Below are 17,914 nucleotides of genomic sequence, written 5' to 3'. Positions count from 1 at the left end.
GCCGCCGCGCCCGCGGCGGCGATGGACACCAGCAAGGGCATGGCGGTGGTTACCGATTGCGCCACCGAGATCGAGGGTTCGGACGCGATGCAGTACAACGTGTCCTCCATCGTGGTGCCTTCGTCGTGCAAGGACTTCAAGATCACCCTCAAGCACACCGGCACCATGCCGGTCACCGCGATGGGCCATGACGTGGTGGTCACCAAACAATCCGACCTGCAGGCGGTGGATGCCGACGGCATGGCCGCGGGCGCAGCCTCCGGCTACGTCAAGGCCGATGATCCGCGCGTCATCGCGCACACCAGCCTGATCGGTGGCGGCGAGACCACCTCGGTGAGTTTCCCGGTCAGCAAGATCCAGAGCGGTGGCCCGTACGTGTTCTTCTGCAGCTTCCCGGGCCATGCGGCCCTGATGAAGGGCACCATCAGCGTGCAGTAACTTGCCGGCGCCGGGTTCCGTGCGAACCCGGCGCGCTCAGGTGGCAGGGACTTGCCGTCCGTTCGCGATGGCGGCATCCAGCGTCGCCGCGACCTCGCGTTCCGGCACGGCGCCGACGATCTCGGCGCGGCCGATGCCGCGCCACAGGATCAGGCGCAACTGGCCGGCCGTGTTCTTCTTGTCCAGCCGCATCCACTGCAGCAGTTGCTCCGTGTCCATGCCCGGCGGGATCGCCAGCGGCAGGCCGAGCGCGTGCAGCAGCTGTTCCAGCCGCGCGGTGTCGCCGGGTTCGCTCATGCCGGAACGCTCGGACAATTGCGCGGCCAGCAGCATGCCGATCGCCACCGCCTCGCCGTGCAGCAGGCTGGTGTAGTGGCCCGCGGTTTCCAGCGCGTGGCCGAAGGTGTGGCCGAAGTTGAGCAGCGCGCGCTCGCCCTGTTCGGTTTCGTCGCGCGCCACCACGCCGGCCTTGTACTGCACCTTGCGTGCGATGGCCTCCAGCACGGTCTCGACATCACGCGCGGCCAGCGCGTCGGCGTGCTGTTCCAGCCACACGAAGAACGCCTCGTCGCCGATCGCCGCGCCCTTGACCACCTCGGCCAGGCCGGCGCGGTACTCGCGTGCGGGCAGGGTGGCGAGCGTGTCGATGTCGGCGATCACCGCGCGCGGCTGGTGGAAGGCGCCGGCCAGGTTCTTGCCCACCGGCAGGTTCACTCCGGTCTTGCCGCCGACCGAGGAGTCGACCATCGCCAGCAAGGTGGTCGGCATCTGGATGAAGTCGATGCCGCGCATCCAGCAGGCGGCGCTGAAGCCGGCGAGGTCGCCGACCACGCCGCCGCCCAGCGCGATCACGCAGGCATCGCGGGTGGCACCGAGCCGGCCCAGCGCGTCCAGCACCCGGCCGACATTGGCGAAACTCTTGTGCACCTCGCCGTCGTCCAGCAGGAACGACGACCAGTGCAAACCCTCCAGTCCCGCCTCGACCCGCGGCAGATACAGCGGCGCCACCGTGGTGTTGCTGACCACCAGCGCGTGGCGCCCGCGCAGCAGCGGGCGCCAGCGCGCGGGATCGTCGAGCAGGCCGCTGCCGACCCATACCGGGTAACTGCGCAGACCGAGCGCGACGTTGATGCTGTGCAGGGGTGGCTTGTTCATGCGTGGTGCGCGGATGGAAAAGGGGATTCGCGCTCCCAGTGCGCGTCGATCAGCTCGATGCAGCGTTCGCTGGCGGCGCCGACGCTGCCATGGTGGCCGGGCACGGCGAGGTCGGCAAGTTCGCGGTAGATCGGCTCGCGCGCGGCGGCCATCGCGTGCAGCCGCGCGACGCGGTCGGGCACGGCCAGCAGCGGGCGGCGATGATCGCGTTCGAGGCGTTCGAGCTGCTGCTCGATGCTGGCCTGCAGCCACACCACGAAACCGCGCCGAGCCAGCCAGCGGCGGTTGTCGGCCGCCAGCACCGCGCCCGCGCCAGTCGCCAGCAGCACGCCGGAGCGCTGGCTCAGCGCGTCCAGCTGCGCGCTTTCGCGCTGGCGGAAGCCGGCTTCGCCCTCGACCTCGAACACCGTGCCGACATCCACGCCGCAATGCTGCTCGACCTCCTGGTCGAGATCGATGAACGAGAGCCCATAATGCACGGCGAGCCGCCGGCCGACCGAGGTCTTGCCGGCACCGGTCGGACCGACGATGAACAGGTTGCACGACGGATTCATGGCTTGATGCTAACAGGCGCCGGAGGAGGGCCGCAGTGAGCGAACGGGTACTGCTGGCCGGTTGCGGCGATCTCGGCCTGCGCGTGGCGCAGCGGCTGCGCGAGCGCGGCGACGAGGTGTGGGCGTTGCGCCGGCAGCCGCCCGCGGCGGGCGAGCCGGGCATCCGCTGGCTGCAGGCGGATCTCACCCGGCCGGACAGCCTTGCCGCCTTGCCGCGCACGTTCACGCGGCTGGTCTACCTGCCCACGCCCGACCGCCGCGATGCGACAGCCTATCGAGCGATCTTCGTCGACGGGCTGCGCCATCTGCTGGCGGTACTCGACGGCAGCGTGTTGCAGCGCGTGCTGCTGGTGTCCTCCAGCGCGGTGTACGGCGCGCACGGCGGGGAGTGGGTGGACGAGGACACGCCGCCGGATCCACCCGGCTTCAACGGCGCAACCCTGCTTGAGGCCGAGCGCTGGCTGGCGGGGCAGCCGCTGCGCTCGGTCGTGCTGCGCCTGGCCGGGCTGTACGGGCCCGGGCGAACCCAGCTGTTCGAGCGCCTGCGCGCCGGCACGGTGCAGGTGCCGCGCGCCACGCCGCACTGGGCCAATCGCATCCATGTCGATGATGCGGCCGCAGCCATTGCGCACTTGCTGGCGCTGCCCGATCCGCAGGCGTGCTATCTCGGCGTGGACGACACGCCGCTACCGCTCGACGTGCTGCACGATCATCTGGCGCGCCTGCTCGGCGTGCCCGCGCCAGCCGCCGGTGCACCGCCGCCGGGCATCGGCAGCAAGCGGCTGAGCAATGCGCGACTGCGCGCCAGCGGCTTCGTGCCGCGCTGGCCGGATGCGCGCGCCGGCTACGCGGCGTTGCTGGACACCCGACCTTCGTCCCACCCGTTACCCAGGAGAGTCCCATGACTGCATCCATCCCGCATCACCAGGTAAGCACCGGCAACGACATCCCCGGTTGTCGCATCGTGCGTTCGTTCGGCATCGTGCGCGGCATCACCGTGCGTTCGCGCAGCGTGGTCGGCAACCTCGGTGCCGCGTTGCAGACCATCGTCGGCGGCAACATCTCGATCTACACGGACCTGTGCGAGAAGGCGCGCGAGGAAGCCTTCGAGCTGATGTTGCAGCACGCCGCCACGATGGGCGCCAACGCGGTGGTGGCGATGCGTTACGACGCCAACGACGTGGCCCAGGGCGTGACCGAAGTGCTCGCCTATGGCACGGCGGTGCAGGTGCAGCCCGCCTGAGTGCATGACGCAGTGCGGCTTGTGCCGCGTCGCGCGCGCGGACCAGACTCGGGCTTCGGGACAGGGAGCGCCGCGTGCCGCTTGCACGTACCGACGGGAGATTCACGCCATGTCAGTAGCCAAGGTCATCGAAATCAATGCGTCGTCGAAGCAGGGCATCGAGGACGCCGTGCAGCACGGATTGCGCAAGGCCGGCGAATCGGTGAAGAAGATCAAGGGCGCCTGGGTCAACGAGATCAAGGTGGTTACCGCCGACGACGGCAGCGTCACCGAGTGGCGGGTCAACATGAAGGTCAACTTCGTCGTCGACTGAGCGCATGCGGCCTCAGGGCGGCGCATCGGCGCTGCCCTGTCAGCCGTGCGTGAGCCCCGTCACGTGGCGGTCGTCGTCGTATTCCACCACCGTGTCGGCCAGTGCGGGCAGCGTCGCCAGCGCGTGTCGGCTGAGGCGTTCGAAGTGCATCAGGAAGCGGCCCATGCTGGCCGCGTCCATCGCCAGCGGGGCGTGGCGCGCCACCAGCTCCTCCTCCTGCTCGCCGCGCCAGCGGCGCACGATGTCCCAGTTCGGTGCCTGCAGCACGATCAGCGCGTCGAATTTGCGCCATAGCGGCTGGTAGCCACGCAACTGCTTGTTGACCCAGCGCCGCCAGGTGCCGTCCGGATCCTCGTCGCGTTCCAGCGCGTTGATCGGCCGGGTCAGCGCGGCCAGCGGCTGCGGGCGGATGCCCAGCGCCCAGCCTTCCACGATCACCAGCGCGGGGCGGCGGGTGATGCGCGGCCAGCGCGAGGGCGGCAGGCGCGTGTCGCGGCCCTTGTCGAAGCGCGGATGGGTCACCGCCAGCCGGTCGGAGGCGTGCGGCACCGCCGCCAGCACCGACAGCAGCAGTTCGATCTCGTGGGTGCCCGGCACGCCGCGGGAGCGCAGCAGCGGGTGCACGTCGCGCGCCAGCGCCTCCCGTTCGCTGCGCGCGTAGTAGAAGTCGTCCAGCGAGAGCACCTCGGTGTCCCAGCCGCGCGCCTTGGCCTGCGCCTTCATGACTCGCGCCAGGGTGCTCTTGCCGCTGCCCTGCAGGCCCGACAGGCCGAGGATATACGGCCGGCGGGAGCGCGCGATGCGCCCGGCGTACTGGTCCAGCAGGTGCCCGGCCAACGCCTCGTTCTGCTGTTGCGCCAGGCTCGTCATCGGCATCCGCTCCCGCACCGGCACGCCCCGGTGGTGCCAAGGCGGGCAGGCCCGCGGCCATTGCCGTCGCCTTCACCCGGCGTGGAGAAGGATCGCGCCGTTGCCGGGGGGGGCGAAACGCGGGGTGCAGGGTTCATTGCACTATCATCGGACAGTTTCATTCGCTCCATGATGGCGCGCTTTGGCCACGACGCAAAAGGGAAGTTTCACACATCATGCTCAAACCTGAAATCCTGGACACTTTCATCCAGCTGCTGGAGGAGGCCAAGGCCAGCGGTGACCCCGAACCCACGGCGATGAACCTGGCCACCGCGGAAAGCGCCGGCCGGGTCGCCTCGCGCATCGTGCTCCTGAAGGGCGTGGACGAACGCGGTTTCCGCTTTTTCAGCAACTACCTGAGTGACAAGGGCGGCCAGCTGGAGGCGCACGCGCAGGTCGCGCTGTGCCTCCACTGGAAACACGTGCGCCAGGGCGTGCAGGTGCGCGTCGAAGGAGTCGCGCGGAAATTGCAGGAGGACGAATCCGACGCCTACTTCGCCAGCCGCCCGCGCGGCAGCCAGATCGGCGCGTGGGCCTCGTTGCAGTCGCAGACGCTGCCCGACCGCGAGACCTTCGAGCGGCGCGTGCAGCACTACGAGGAGGAGTTCGCCGGGCGCGAGGTCAGCCGGCCGCCGCACTGGGGCGGTTACCTGGTGGAGCCGGACATGATCGAGTTCTGGTATGGCGCCGAGTTCCGCCTGCACGAGCGCGTGCGCTGGAGCCGCCACGGGCAGACCTGGACGTCCCGGATGCTGTACCCGTGAGCGCGCCGGTGGTGGTGCAGCGCGAGTTCGTGGTCGACACCCGCGGCCGCGGCTTCCGCGACATCACCGCCGAGGTGGCCGATGTGGTTGCGGCCAGCGCGGTGAGCATTGGTACCGCGCTGGTGTTCACGCCACACACCAGTTGCTCGCTGCTGCTCGGGGAGAATGCCGATCCGACCGTGCGCGCCGATCTCGAACGCTGGTTCGCCCGCGCCGTGCCGGATGGCGATCCGATCTTCCGGCATGACGCCGAAGGACCGGATGACATGCCCGCGCACGTGCGTTCGATCCTCACCGGGGTCAGTCTCGGCCTGCCGGTGGGCAACGGTACGTTGACGCTGGGCACCTGGCAGGGCATCTACCTGTGGGAACATCGCCACGCTGCGCACCGGCGCCGGGTGGTGGTGACCGTGACGGGCGTGCCGACGCCCTGACGCCTCACAGCAGCCGCATCAACTCCTTCATCAGCGGCAGCCGGCGCACGCGCACGGCGCTGGCGCGGAACACCGCGTTGGCCAGCGCGGGCGCGGCGCTGGGCATCGCCAGGAAGCTCGCGCCACACGGTTCGCGGTCGCCCGGCACGGTGATCACTTCCACGTCGCGCGGCAGCTCGGTCATGGTGGCCAGCGGGTAATCCTTGTAGCCGTGCTGCTGGACCTGGCCGTCCTTGAAGGTGATCGCCGGGTGCAGCGCGAGCGACAAGGCGTCCAGCGTGGCGCCGGCGATCTGCCCCTCGAGACCCAGCGGATTCACCACGCGGCCCACGTCGATCGCGCAGGCGACGCGGCGGACCACCAGCGTCTGGCCCTGCAACGCGACTTCGACGGCGTGCGCCACGTAGGCGCCATCGACGTGCCAGCAGGCAAGGCCCAGGCCGTTGATGCTGTGCAGCCAGTTCTTCCAGACGATGCGATCGGCAACCAGTTGCAGCACGTTGCGCAGGCGACCGACATCGAGCGAGGTGCCGCCACCCAGGGCCAGCTCGCGCGGTTCGCCGAGGATGCGCAGGCGGGTCTTCAGCGGATCCTCGCGCAGCTGGTGGGCGATCTCGTCGATGAAGCTTTCCACCGCGAAGGCGTTGCTGAGGTGCGGCATGCCGCGGAACGGTCCGCGCGGCATCGCCGAGGCCTGCGCGTACCAGTCGCTGCGGTAGTTCGGCACCAGGCCGGCAGGCAGCTGGTCGGCGCGCAGCTCGGAGCGCCACAGGCGATCCTCCGGCACGCCGCGCAGGCTGCCCGCCGAGGCGCTCACCATGCGCTGGTTCCAGCCGATCAACTGGCGCTTGCGGTCGACGATTGCGCGCAGCTGGTGCACGCAGCCGGAGCGGTAGAAGTCATGGCCGAAATCCTCGTCGCGGGTCCACAGCAGGCGCACCGGCTTGCCGACCGCCTGAGCCAGGATGACGGCCTCGGCGACGAAGTCGTGATCCAGCCGGCGGCCGTAACCGCCGCCCACGCGCGGCACGCGGATATCGATCTGCGCGGGCTGCAACCCGGTCAGGCGCTGCACCACCGCCCAGGCCTTCTGCGGCGCCTGGGTCGGCACCACCAGGCTGGCGCGATCCTTGTCCAGCCGCACCAGGCAGTTCATCGGTTCGGCGGTGGCGTGGGCCAGCCACGGTTGCACGTAGGTGGCTTCGAGGCGGCGCGAGGCCTTCTTGCCGGCCACGTCGACATCGCCATCGTCGCGCACCCGCGTCGTCGGTGCGGCCGTGCCGGCCAGGATGGCCTGCGCCTGCTGCTCCAGGCCGCTGCTGCTTTCGTCGGCGCTGGGGCCGGGTTTCCATTCGAGCTTGAGTCTGGCGCGGCCCTGCAGCGCGGCCCAGGTGTCGGTGGCCAGTACGGCGACGGCCGGGGCGATCACCGTCATCCCGTGCGGCTGACCCGGCTCGGGTTTGAGCTGGATCACCTTGACTACGCCGGACTGCGCCAGCGCGTCGCCGGTATCGATGCGAGCGAGCGTGCCGTCCGGCCACGGGCAGTGCACCAGCACGGCGACCAGCGCATCGCCGAGATGTTCGTCGATCGCGTAGCGCGCCTGGCCGGTGACGATGGCGTGCGCGTCGACGTCGCCGGCGGGCCGCCCGATCAGCTGGTAGCTGCTTGCGGCTTTCACCGGCGGCGCCTGCGCGGGCAGCGCGACCTGGCTGGCGTCGGCGGCCAGACTGCCGTAGGTGGCCCGGCGGCCGTCCGGTGCGATCACCGTGCCGGCATCGCAGCGCAGCCGGTTGGCGGAAACGCCGAGTCGCCGCGCCGCCGCCTGCAACAGCAGCCAACGCGCCAGTGCGCCGACCTGGCGCAGGTCGCGCCACGCGGCGGGGATGGAATTGCCAGTGCCGCCGAGCTGGTGGCCGTAGGTCCACTTGGGCTGGCCGTTGTCGTTGCGGACGCCGAGCCCCAATGCAACCACGCGGACCCGCTCCCAGTCGGCATCAAGTTCATCGGCGATGATCCGCGGCAACGCCGTGGCCACGCCGGTGCCGGTATCCGGGTCGCGCGCACCGATCAGCACCAGGCCGTCGGCGTCGATGCGCACGTAGGCGCCGAGGTCGTGGAAATCGTCGCCGAGCAAGGCCGGCGGCAACGGCGCGTCGGCGGCATCGGCCAGGCGGATGCCGACCACCAGCGCACCGGCGGTGCCGGCCAGTACCTGCAGGAATCGACGGCGACCGAGCCGGATCGTGGAGTTGCCGCGCTCGTTGCTCACGACTGGCCCGCCTTGCCGGCCGCGGCCCGCTTGATCGCACGGCGCACGCGCGTCTGGCAGCCGCAGCGGCACAGGTTGGGCAACTGGTCGATGTCACCGTCGTCGGGTTTGGGCTTGCGCCGCAGCAGCGCCACGCCGGCAATCAGCCAGCCCGGCGTGCAGTAGCCGCAGCCGATCGCGTCCTCGTCGATGAAAGCCTGCTGCAGCGGATGCAGGCTGCCGTCGCCGGCAGCCAGCCCTTCCACCGTGGTCACCGACTTGCCGGCGAGCGTGTGCATCGCCACGGTGACCGCGGAAACCGCCGTGTCTCCCACCAGTACCAGATCGGCGCCATTCTCGCCGTGCTCGCCGCCGTACTTGGTGCCGGTCAGCCGCAACACGTCGCGCAGATACCACAGCAACGGCATTTGCGGGTCGCCGGTGTGGTGGAAAGACTCGCCGTTGATCTGCACGTCGATGCCCTCGCGCGCCTTCTCGGGCACGATGGTGCTGGCCGGTTCGGCCGGCAGGGCGTGAGCTTGGAGCATCGGGGGTTCTCCGCGGATCGTCTGCCTATTGTGGCATTGCCGTGTGGTCGCGGCAGCCCCGCAGCCGCGGGCCGTTCATCGTGGATGACAGTGATCGGGTGACGCCGGCGGTTTCATGCGCCTTGGCGCGGCTCGCCCAGGCGGCGCCAGATGCCGTACACGGGGATGCCCGCGGCCATGATCAGCAGGCCCATGCCCGCGTTGCGCGGGTTGTCGAGCAAGGTGGCCACCACCACCGCGCCGACCGCCGCGATGAACATCGACGGCAGCCACGGGTAGCCGGGCACCCGGAAGCCCGGGCTGGCGGCGTCCCGGCGGCGGTACCAGAACAGTGTGGCCACGCCGACCGCGCAGGCCAGCCAGTCGCCGAAGGTGGCGTAATCCAGCAGCTGGCCATAGCTACCCGACAGCGCGAGCACGATGGCCCAGCCGGACAACAGCAACAGCGCCGTGTTCGGCGTGCGCCAGCGCGGGTGCAGCCGCGCCACCGTGCGGAAGAACAAGCCGTCCTCGCCCATCACCTGCAGCACGCGCGCGCCGGCGACCAGGGTGATGTTGCAGAAGCCCAGGGTGGAGATCGCCACGCCCAGCGCGATCACCTTCGCCCCGACCGGGCCGGCGACCTGCTGCATCACGTCCGCCGCCGGCGCGGTGCTGGCCGCCAGTCCCGCGTGGCCGAGCACGGCCAGGTAGGCAACGTTGACCAGCACGTAGGCGACGATGACCAGACCCATGCCCAGCGCGAGCGCGCGCGGCAACGTACGCTGCGGCTCGCGCACCTCGCCGGCCAGGTTGTTGAGGTAGGTGAAGCCCGAGTAGGCAAACAGCACCGGCAATGCCGCGCCGATGAAGCCCACGCCTTGGCGCGCGGGATCGGCCGCCAGCACCTGGCCGTGGCCGGCGCCGGCGAAGAACAGCCCGCAGGCCACCAGCACCGCCACCGCCAGCAGCTTGAGCAGGGCGAACAGGTTCTGGATCTGCGCGCCGAGGCGGATGCCGAACAGGTTGATGCCGCTGACGAAGACCAGGCCACCCACGGTCAGTGGCAGCGCCCAGGTGGCCGGCAGTCCGAACAGGGCGGCGGCATAGCTGGCGAAGATGGTCGCCACCGCCGCGCTGGAGCCGGAGTAGATCACCAGCAGCATGGTCCAGCCGAACAGGAACCCGGCCAGCGGCCCGAACGCCTCGCGCAGGTAGACATAGGTGCCGCCGGCATGCGGCCGGCGCGCGCCCAGCTCGGCGTAGCACAGCGCGCCGACCAGGGTGAGCAAGCCGGCGGCGGCCCACATCAGCAGCAGCGCCAGCCCCGACTCGGTGCGCTGCGCCACCGTGCCGGGGTTGAGGAAGATGCCGCCGCCGATGATGCCGCCGACCACGACCAGCGCCGCGTCCCATGGGCGCAGGCTGCGCAGGTAGCTGCCGGAGGGGTTGGCTGGGGACATCGGTCGGGTCACGGAAGAGGCGGCGCGACAGCATGGCGGCGCGTTGCGCGTTCGGCAAGACGGCGGCGATCAATCGGTGGCGGGAAACTGCAATTCGCCGCGTACGCCGATGACGCAGGCGCCGCCGATGGTGACGGCGCCGGTGGTGGCGTCGCGGGTCACGTCGACCAGACCGTCGCGACCCACTTCGCGGCCCTGGCTGGCGCGATAGGCCAGGCCATAGCCGTCGCGATCGCCGCGTGCACCGAGCCAGGCCATGATCGCCGCGTTGGCGCTGCCGGTGACCGGGTCCTCCGGAATGCCGTCGGCGGGACAGAAGGCGCGCACCGCCATGGCCGCGACGCCGGAGTGTTCACGCCCGAACACGCTCACGCCCACCGCCTCCAGGCGCAGGCACAGTGCAGCCAGCGCCGCCATGTCCGGTTGCAGCATGCGCACTGGTCCCGCCTCGCCGAGGTTGCACACGATCCAGCGCGGGCCGTTGTCGACCACCGCGACATCGTCACGCGCGAGTTGCACCCGCAGCGCCGTCGCAAGCTGCGCGCGCAAGGCGTCGTCGGTGTCGTGCCAGCGGGCCGGCGGCGCCTGCACGTGGATGATCCGCGCCGCGCCATCGCCGTTCACGCGCACCGGCAGCAGGCCGGCGGAACACTGCTGGATAAGCGCGCGCTTGCCGGGCTCGATGAGCCCCGCCTCGATCGCCGCATACGCGCTGCCCACGCTGGGGTGGCCGGCGAACGGCAGCTCCTGCCGCGGAGTGAAGATGCGCACGCGATAGTCGGCCTGCGGCTGCGTCGGCGGCAGCAGGAACGCGGTTTCGGAGAGGTTGGTCCAGCGCGCGATGCGCTGCATGCTCGCGCCATCCAGCCCCTCGGCGTCCACCACCACGGCCAGCGGATTGCCGGCGAACAATCGATCGGCGAAGACGTCCAGTTGCAGGAAGCGACGCGGCGGCATGGCGATTCCGGGAAAGGGAGTCACCGGAACATCGCATTGATGGCAATCGCCGGCAAGCCGGCGAACCGGCCCGCGCACTGGACGCGGGCCGGGTGTTCGCTCAGAAGCCCACGCGCAGGAACGTGTCGAAATTCTCCACGTTCAGCGTGCCGATGCCGGCACCCGGGTTGTAGTGGCCGTTGCCGGCATAGAACCAGTTGTTGCCGGCGCTGATGCGGTTGAACGCCGACCACTTGCCGTAGCCGAACAGGTTTTGCAGCAGATACATGTGCGGATTCCACAGGCCGATGCGATGGCCCGTGCTCTGCCGCAGCAGCGCGGTGATGCCGTTCAGCTGCGGCGCCACGAAGCTGGTGCCGCCGGAGCTGTACAGGCCGCCCTGGAACACCAGCAGGTAGCCGGTTTCCGGATCCGCGTTGAGCGAAATGTCCGGCAGGTTGCGACCGTGGAAGTTGCCGGGCAGCTTCAGGTAGGTGTACGGGCCGGTGGCCGGGTCGTTGTAGGTCAGCGTCTGCTTCTTCTCGCTGCGCTCCGTGCCGCTGGTGAAGAGCTGGTACATCGGCTGGCGCCAGTAGACGCTGACGCCGCCACCGCCGCCGACAGAGAACACGTAGTCGCGGCTGGGCACGAACGGCAGCAGGTAATCCCAGCCCCACACGCTCTCCTGGTCGATCGACAGCACCACCTGGCCGGAGGAGTTGACGAACTTCACCGGCACCGTGGTGCCGCCGGCGGCGGTGATGTACGGATCCGACGCCGGGGAATCGACGGTGAGCGGAGCGTTGAAGTCGCCCGGTCCGTCGCCGGTGCCGAGGGCGCGCACCGTGTCGTAGGCGCCGGAGTCGCCGCTGGCGGCGAACATCGACTGCCCCTGCACGGCCGCCTCCAGGAAGATCTGGTGATAGGCACGCAGGTCGCCGACGTCGGTGGTGTCGGTGTTGCGCGCGCCGTCCACGTTCAGCGCGGCGAAGTTGAAGATCTCGCCCAGGCCCCAGCTGGCCGAGATGCTGTCGGCCTGGTTGTCGGAGACCGCGCGCGCGAACGCGTCGACGAAGCCGGAGCCGGCGTTCGGCGCATCGTAGACGATGATGTTGGCCTGCGGCGCCAGCCCGCCGGCCTGCTGCACGTCGAGCGTGGTCTCGTCCGCGCCATTGGTGCCGCCGCCGCCGTCGACATGCACCTGGGTGATGCGGTTCGGCTTGGTGTCGAGCCCGATCGCCGCCCAGTAATCTTCCGCGTCGGCCGGGTCGAAGGTGGCCAGGGTGACGATGGCCAGGGTCGAACCCTTGCCGGTGATGCCGCGCTGGTACAGCGGATTGATGTTGTACATGTTGGCCACGTCGCCCACGGTGTACTGGCCGGGCACGCCGGTGGCGGTGGGGTTGCCGGCCGCTGCCGTGCGCGCCTGCGCCGACAGTGTGGTCGGCGGGTTGGCCAGCTGCAGGTTGGTCACCGGCAGCTTCGACGTGTGGTGGGGCACGTAATGCCATTCGTTGCTGAGGCCGCTGGCCAGGATCACGTTGTCGCCCAGGCCGACCGGCATCACCAGCGGACGTGCCGGGCGATGGAAGCGCTGCCCCGTCTTGCGCGACACGTAGTTGTGCACAGGCGTGCCGAACAGCTGGCTGAACTGGCCGATCGTGCCGCGCACGCTGATCACCATGTGGTTGTCCAGCAGCTCGCCCTGCAAGCCATGCTGGCCCAGGTAGCCCTGCACTTTGGCAATCTGCGCATCGGTGGCGCCGTAGCGCTCGGCGAACTGCGCCGTGGTGAGGAACTTCTGGAAGTTCGCGCTGCCGGGCGTGGCGGTCTGGCGAACGTAATTTTCAAGCTCGGCCTCGTGGCGCAACCGCAGCACGAGGCTGACGGTGACGCTCTGGTCGGTGGGTGCCAGGCCCTGGTCGGTGACGGCTTGCAAACCTGCGGCGGAGACCGAGGTGGCCGTGCCGGCCAGCATGGCCGCCAGGCTGATGGCGAGAACTTTCCTGCGCAATCTGAAGTGCATGAGTGTTTCTCCCTGGAGTGGACAGGGCAGGCTGGAAAGCGGCTGCACTTTCGACAGGCAAAAAACGGAAGGTGGCGGCGCTTTGGAGCTTGGCCCGGCGTTTCACGTGTGAACTGCAACTTCCCCAGCGACGTCGTCAGTTCCCCCTGACGACCGGCGTTGCGCCGCTCGCGGGAGATTAGTACCAAGTGCCTGCCGAGATAAAGACACCCGGGCGCCTCCATCTGCCGGTCGACTTGCGCCGTGCGCGGCCGGGTTTTGCCGTCGGTGGCAGGTGCGACACAATGGCGGTTTTTCCCCGCCTGCCCACAGCGAACCCATGGCCTCCATCAAGCAAGCCGACCTGATCCAGTCCGTCGCCGACGCGCTGCAGTACATCAGCTATTACCACCCGGTCGACTACATCAAGAGTCTGGCCGCCGCGTACGAGCGCGAGGAATCGCCCGCCGCGAAGGACGCCATGGCGCAGATCCTGATCAACTCGCGGATGGCCGCCGAGGGCCACCGGCCGCTGTGCCAGGACACCGGCATCGTCACCGTGTTCCTCAAAGTGGGCATGAACGTGCGCTGGGACGACGCCACCATGAGTCTGGAGGACATGGCCAACGAAGGCGTGCGCCGCGCCTACCTGAACCCGGACAACAAGCTGCGCGCCAGCGTGCTGGCCGACCCGGCCGGCAAGCGCGTCAACACGAAGGACAACACGCCGTCGGTGGTGAATATGTCGATCGTGCCGGGCGACACGGTCGAGGTGATCGTGGCGGCCAAGGGCGGCGGCTCCGAGGCGAAGTCGAAATTCGCCATGCTCAACCCGTCCGACTCCATCGTCGACTGGGTGCTCAAGACCGTGCCCACCATGGGTGCCGGCTGGTGCCCGCCGGGCATGCTGGGGCTTGGCATCGGCGGCACCGCCGAGAAGGCGATGCTGATGGCGAAGGAGGCGCTGATGGAGCCGATCGACATCCAGGAGCTGATCGCGCGCGGCCCGGCCAATCGCGCCGAGGAGCTGCGCATCGAGCTGTTCGAGAAGGTCAACGCGCTCGGCATCGGCGCGCAGGGCCTGGGCGGCCTGACCACCGTGCTCGACGTCAAGGTGAAGGATTTCCCGACCCACGCGGCGAACCTGCCGGTGGCCATGATCCCGAACTGCGCCGCCACCCGCCACGCGCATTTTGTGCTGGACGGCAGCGGTCCGGTGATGCTCGACCCGCCATCGCTGGAGGACTGGCCCAAGCTCACCTACGACGCTTCCAAGGGCCGCCGGGTGAACCTGGACACGGTGACGCGCGAAGAAGTCGCCAGCTGGAAGCCCGGCGAGACTCTGCTGCTCAACGGCAAGCTGCTCACCGGCCGCGATGCCGCGCACAAGCGCATGGTCGAGATGCTCGACCGCGGCGAGCCGCTGCCGGTGGATTTCAACGGCCGCTTCATCTACTACGTCGGCCCGGTCGACCCGGTGCGCGAGGAAGTGGTCGGCCCGGCCGGTCCCACCACCGCCACGCGCATGGACAAGTTCACCGAACAGGTGCTGGCGCAGACCGGCCTGCTCGGCATGGTCGGCAAGGCCGAGCGCGGTCCGGCCGCGATCGAGGCGATCAAGAAGCACCGCTCGGTGTACCTGATGGCGGTGGGCGGCGCGGCCTACCTGGTCTCCAAGGCGATCAAGGCCTCGCGCGTGGTCGGCTTCGCCGACCTCGGCATGGAGGCGATCTACGAATTCACCGTCGAGGACATGCCGGTGACGGTGGCGGTCGACGCCGGCGGCAGCTCGGTGCACCAGACCGGCCCGCGCGAGTGGCAGTCGAGGATCGGCAAGATCCCCGTCTTTGTTCAATAAAGATCTGTGCGCGCAGCGCACGCCATCGCCTCCCCCCCTCCGGGGGAGGATTGAGGAGAGGGTGCGAGACTTGCGCGATCCGGCATGGAGGCGTGTCGGCGCAAGCGTTTGCCTCCTCCCCTGCCAGGGGAGGATTGAGGAGGGGTGGCGCAGGGTCACCGCCAAGTCCCGAAAGCGCCATGCAGGCGCCCGATACGGAAGGCAATCTCGCCAGCCAGGATCAAAACCCAAGAGCACTCCGCCCCAGCCCTCCCCTGCGGGCAGGGGAGGGAGTCCCGATCGCAGGCTCCTTCTTTGCCGGTCCGGCGGTATCGGCCATTCGGACGTCCATACGTCCAAACGAACCGCATGCAAAACCATTTGCAATTCCAATGCCGCGGCGCAACACTGACCGAATGCCCATCACCCGATAGCGAATCACCGTGACCCCGCCCAATCCCGTGCCGCTGCCCGCGGACGCCTCCTGGATCGTGATGAAGTTCGGCGGCACCAGCGTCGCCACGCTGCCCCGCTGGCAGAACATCCGCGAGCTGGTTGCCAGCCGCCGCGCCGAAGGGGCGCGCGTGCTGGTGGTGGTTTCCGCGCTGACCGGCATCACCGACGCGCTGAAGCAGCTGTGCGGCGAGGGCAACCAGGACAAGCGCAAGGCGGCGGCCGGCGCGATCGCGCAACGCCACTACGACCTGCTGGAGCACATGCAGCTGACCTTGCCGGACACGCTCGGCCAGCGGCTGGGCGAGTTGGCGCGGCTGGCCGAGGACGGTCCCGCGGCGCGCGGCGAGCTGGCCTGGCAGGCGCAGGTGCAGGCGCAGGGCGAGCTGATGTCCAGCGCGCTCGGCGCCGCCTTCCTCAGCCACAGTGGCCTGCCCACGCAGTGGCTGGACGCGCGCGAGTGCCTGGCGGCGGTGGCGCTGCCGAACCAGAACGAACGCACCCGGCTGCTGTCGGCGATGGTCGAGGCGAAGCCCGATCCGGCACTGAACGCGCGCCTGGCCGCACTCGGCGAGGTGTTCATCACCCAGGGCTTCATCGCGCGCGAGGCGCATGGCCGCACCGTGCTGCTCGGGCGCGGCGGCTCGGATACCTCGGCGGCCTACTTCGGCGCGTTGCTGAAGGCGCAGCGGGTGGAGATCTGGACCGACGTGGCCGGCATGTTCAGCGCCAATCCGCGCCAGGTGCCGGGCGCGCGCCTGCTGCAGCGGCTGGATTACGAGGAGGCGCAGGAAATCGCCTCCACCGGCGCCAAGGTGTTGCACCCGCGCTGTCTGTCGCCGTTGCGCGAGCCGCGCGTGCCGCTCTTGATCAAGGACACCAACAGGCCGGAGCTCGACGGCACCGTGATCGGCCCGGAGGTGCGCGCGCACGCGCCCAGCGTCAAGGCGATCAGCGCGCGCAAGGGCATCACCCTGGTCTCGATGGAGTCGGTGGGCATGTGGCAGCAGGTCGGTTTCCTCGCCGACGTGTTCGCGCATTTCAAGACCCATGGCCTGTCGGTGGACCTGATCGGCTCGGCCGAGACCAACGTCACCGTGTCGCTCGATCCCACCGAGAACCTGCTCGACTCCGACGCGATCGCCGCGCTGGCCAGCGACCTGGCCAAGGTGTGCCGGGTCAAGGTGATCGCGCCGTGCGCCGCGATCACCCTGGTCGGCCGCGGCATGCGCTCGCTGCTGCACACCTTGTCCGGCGTGCTGGCCGAGTTCGGTCAGTTGCGCGTGCACCTGATCTCGCAGTCGTCGAACAACCTCAACCTCACCTTCGTGGTGGACGAGGAAGTGGTCGATGCGCTGCTGCCGCACCTGCACGACCTGCTGATCGGCGCCGGCGCGTTGCGCACCGACGACAGCGCGTTGTTCGGCCCCAGCTGGCAGATGCTGTACGGCGGCGGCGAGGTCGTTCCCGCCGTGCCGGCGTGGTGGCGCGTCGCGCAGCGCCCGCGCCTGCTGCAGCTGGCCGCCGAGGCCACGCCACGCTACGTCTACCACCTGCCCACGGTGCGCCAGCAGGCACGCGAGCTGAAGTCGCTGGCGGCGGTGGACCGGCTGCACTACGCGGTGAAGGCGAACACCCACCCGGCGATCCTGCGCACGCTGGCGGCGGAAGGCTTCGCGTTCGAGTGCGTGTCGCCGGGCGAGCTGGAAGCGGTCGCTGCGGCGGTGCCGGCGTCGGTGCCGCTGCTGTTCACGCCGAACTTCGCGCCGCGCAGGGATTACGTCCAGGCGCTTGCCACCCGCGCCAGCGTCACGCTGGACGCGCTGCATCCGCTGCAGCACTGGGGCGAGCTGTTCCGCGGTCGCGAGATCGTGCTGCGGGTCGACCTGGGCCGCGGCCTGGGTCATCACGAAAAAGTGCGCACCGGCGGCAGCGCCAGCAAGTTCGGCCTGCCGCTGGATCAGTTGCCGGTGTTCCTGCAACTGGCCGACATGCATGGGGTCAGCGTGCGCGGCCTGCACGCGCACCTGGGCTCGGGTGTGCTTGACGCGGGCCACTGGGGCGAGGTCTACGCGCAGCTGGCCAGCCTGGCCGAGCGCATCGCCAGCGTGGTGTTCCTCAACATCGGCGGCGGCCTCGGCGTGCCGGCGCACCCGGGTGAGGCGCCGCTGGACGTCGCCGCGCTCGACCGCGCGCTGCGCGAGGTCAAGGCAGCCTATCCGCAGTACCAGTTGTGGATGGAGCCGGGCCGCTACCTGGTCGCCGACGCCGGCGTGCTGCTGACGCGGGCGACCCAGCTGAAGGACAAGGGCGGCTTCCGCTATCTCGGCGTGGACACCGGCATGAACAGCCTGATCCGCCCCGCGCTGTACGACGCCTGGCACAAGATCGTCAACCTCACCCGGCTCGGCGAACCGGCCACCGCGCTGTACCAGGTGGTCGGCCCGATCTGCGAGTCGGGCGACGTGCTCGGCACCGACCGCCGCTTGCCCGAGGCGGCCGAGGGCGACGTGATCCTGATCGCGCAGACGGGTGCCTACGGCAAGGTGATGTCCTCGCACTACAACCTGCGCGACGAGGCCGACGAGGTAGTGATCGATACGTGATCTCCCTCTCCCCTGCGGGGAGAGGG

Annotated in this window: 16 protein-coding genes; 8 read left to right on the top strand and 8 right to left on the bottom strand. The window is 69.8% G+C overall.

What is annotated here, in order from left to right; genetic code table 11:
• Window positions 1-21: 21 nt before the first annotated feature.
• Window positions 22-438, top strand: a complete 417-nt coding sequence (gene azu / locus B1991_RS15505) for an azurin (RefSeq protein ID WP_136259583.1) — start codon at window positions 22-24, stop codon at window positions 436-438.
• Between the two features lie 36 nt (window positions 439-474).
• Here the strand turns inward: azu and aroB are convergent, their stop codons facing one another.
• The gene (aroB, locus tag B1991_RS15500) at window positions 475-1,593 is read right to left on the bottom strand and encodes a 3-dehydroquinate synthase (RefSeq protein WP_136259579.1); all 1,119 of its coding nucleotides are present in this window, start codon (window positions 1,591-1,593) and stop codon (window positions 475-477) included.
• The gene (locus B1991_RS15495) at window positions 1,590-2,147 is read right to left on the bottom strand and encodes a shikimate kinase (protein ID WP_136259578.1); all 558 of its coding nucleotides are present in this window, start codon (window positions 2,145-2,147) and stop codon (window positions 1,590-1,592) included. The genes aroB and B1991_RS15495 overlap by 4 nt, the downstream gene beginning before the upstream one ends.
• Before the next feature lie 35 nt (window positions 2,148-2,182).
• Here B1991_RS15495 and B1991_RS15490 point away from each other — a divergent pair, with 35 nt between their 5' ends.
• The 3 genes from B1991_RS15490 to B1991_RS15480 all read left to right on the top strand — a co-directional run bounded on the left by B1991_RS15490 (window position 2,183) and on the right by B1991_RS15480 (window position 3,703).
• Window positions 2,183-3,052 (top strand): NAD-dependent epimerase/dehydratase family protein, encoded by an 870-nt coding sequence (locus tag B1991_RS15490; RefSeq protein WP_136259577.1) that lies wholly within the window; start codon window positions 2,183-2,185, stop codon window positions 3,050-3,052.
• A complete protein-coding gene (locus tag B1991_RS15485; RefSeq protein ID WP_136259576.1) occupies window positions 3,049-3,390 on the top strand; it encodes a YbjQ family protein in 342 nt (113 codons plus the stop codon). The genes B1991_RS15490 and B1991_RS15485 overlap by 4 nt, the downstream gene beginning before the upstream one ends.
• 109 nt (window positions 3,391-3,499) lie before the next feature.
• Window positions 3,500-3,703 (top strand): dodecin family protein, encoded by a 204-nt coding sequence (locus B1991_RS15480; protein ID WP_136259575.1) that lies wholly within the window; start codon window positions 3,500-3,502, stop codon window positions 3,701-3,703.
• Window positions 3,704-3,742: 39 nt separating this feature from the next.
• Here B1991_RS15480 and B1991_RS15475 read toward each other — a convergent pair whose 3' ends face one another.
• Window positions 3,743-4,573, bottom strand: a complete 831-nt coding sequence (locus B1991_RS15475; protein WP_136259574.1) for a kinase — start codon at window positions 4,571-4,573, stop codon at window positions 3,743-3,745.
• A 215-nt stretch (window positions 4,574-4,788) separates the two neighbouring features.
• Here B1991_RS15475 and pdxH point away from each other — a divergent pair, with 215 nt between their 5' ends.
• Both pdxH and B1991_RS15465 read left to right on the top strand, forming a co-directional pair.
• Window positions 4,789-5,376 carry a pyridoxamine 5'-phosphate oxidase gene (pdxH, locus tag B1991_RS15470; protein WP_136259573.1) on the top strand — a complete coding sequence of 196 codons (588 nt, stop codon included), beginning with the start codon at window positions 4,789-4,791 and terminating at the stop codon, window positions 5,374-5,376.
• Entirely contained in the window at window positions 5,373-5,810 is a 438-nt protein-coding gene (locus tag B1991_RS15465) for a secondary thiamine-phosphate synthase enzyme YjbQ (protein ID WP_246031198.1), read from the top strand. The genes pdxH and B1991_RS15465 overlap by 4 nt, the downstream gene beginning before the upstream one ends.
• A 4-nt stretch (window positions 5,811-5,814) precedes the next feature.
• On the opposite strand, the gene B1991_RS15460 is transcribed toward B1991_RS15465, so the two are convergent.
• The 5 genes from B1991_RS15460 to B1991_RS15440 all read right to left on the bottom strand — a co-directional run bounded on the left by B1991_RS15460 (window position 5,815) and on the right by B1991_RS15440 (window position 13,013).
• A complete protein-coding gene (locus tag B1991_RS15460; RefSeq protein WP_246031197.1) occupies window positions 5,815-8,082 on the bottom strand; it encodes a xanthine dehydrogenase family protein molybdopterin-binding subunit in 2,268 nt (755 codons plus the stop codon).
• Window positions 8,079-8,609 (bottom strand): (2Fe-2S)-binding protein, encoded by a 531-nt coding sequence (locus tag B1991_RS15455; protein WP_136259572.1) that lies wholly within the window; start codon window positions 8,607-8,609, stop codon window positions 8,079-8,081. Before B1991_RS15455 ends, B1991_RS15460 begins: the two co-directional genes overlap by 4 nt.
• A gap of 113 nt (window positions 8,610-8,722) precedes the next feature.
• Window positions 8,723-10,051: an APC family permease gene (locus B1991_RS15450; RefSeq protein ID WP_136259571.1), complete on the bottom strand. Its 1,329-nt coding sequence runs from the start codon at window positions 10,049-10,051 to the stop codon at window positions 8,723-8,725.
• 69 nt (window positions 10,052-10,120) lie between these two features.
• On the bottom strand, window positions 10,121-11,008 hold the full coding sequence (locus tag B1991_RS15445) for a PhzF family phenazine biosynthesis protein (RefSeq protein WP_136259570.1): 888 nt from the start codon (window positions 11,006-11,008) through the stop codon (window positions 10,121-10,123).
• 100 nt (window positions 11,009-11,108) lie between these two features.
• Window positions 11,109-13,013: a S53 family peptidase gene (locus B1991_RS15440; protein WP_136259569.1), complete on the bottom strand. Its 1,905-nt coding sequence runs from the start codon at window positions 13,011-13,013 to the stop codon at window positions 11,109-11,111.
• A 319-nt stretch (window positions 13,014-13,332) separates the two neighbouring features.
• On the opposite strand from B1991_RS15440, the gene B1991_RS15435 reads away from it, so the two are divergent.
• Together B1991_RS15435 and B1991_RS15430 are read left to right on the top strand one after the other, a co-directional pair.
• A complete protein-coding gene (locus B1991_RS15435) occupies window positions 13,333-14,850 on the top strand; it encodes a fumarate hydratase (RefSeq protein ID WP_136259568.1) in 1,518 nt (505 codons plus the stop codon).
• 422 nt (window positions 14,851-15,272) lie between these two features.
• A complete protein-coding gene (locus B1991_RS15430) occupies window positions 15,273-17,888 on the top strand; it encodes a bifunctional aspartate kinase/diaminopimelate decarboxylase (RefSeq protein WP_281280595.1) in 2,616 nt (871 codons plus the stop codon).
• Window positions 17,889-17,914 lie beyond the last annotated feature (26 nt).

It is taken from the genome of Rhodanobacter lindaniclasticus (assembly GCF_004799035.1).
In the GTDB taxonomy this organism is placed as follows: Bacteria; Pseudomonadota; Gammaproteobacteria; order Xanthomonadales; family Rhodanobacteraceae; genus Rhodanobacter; species Rhodanobacter lindaniclasticus.
The sequence above is the reverse complement of the archived record's forward strand: the minus strand, read 5'-3'. Positions and strand labels throughout refer to the sequence as shown.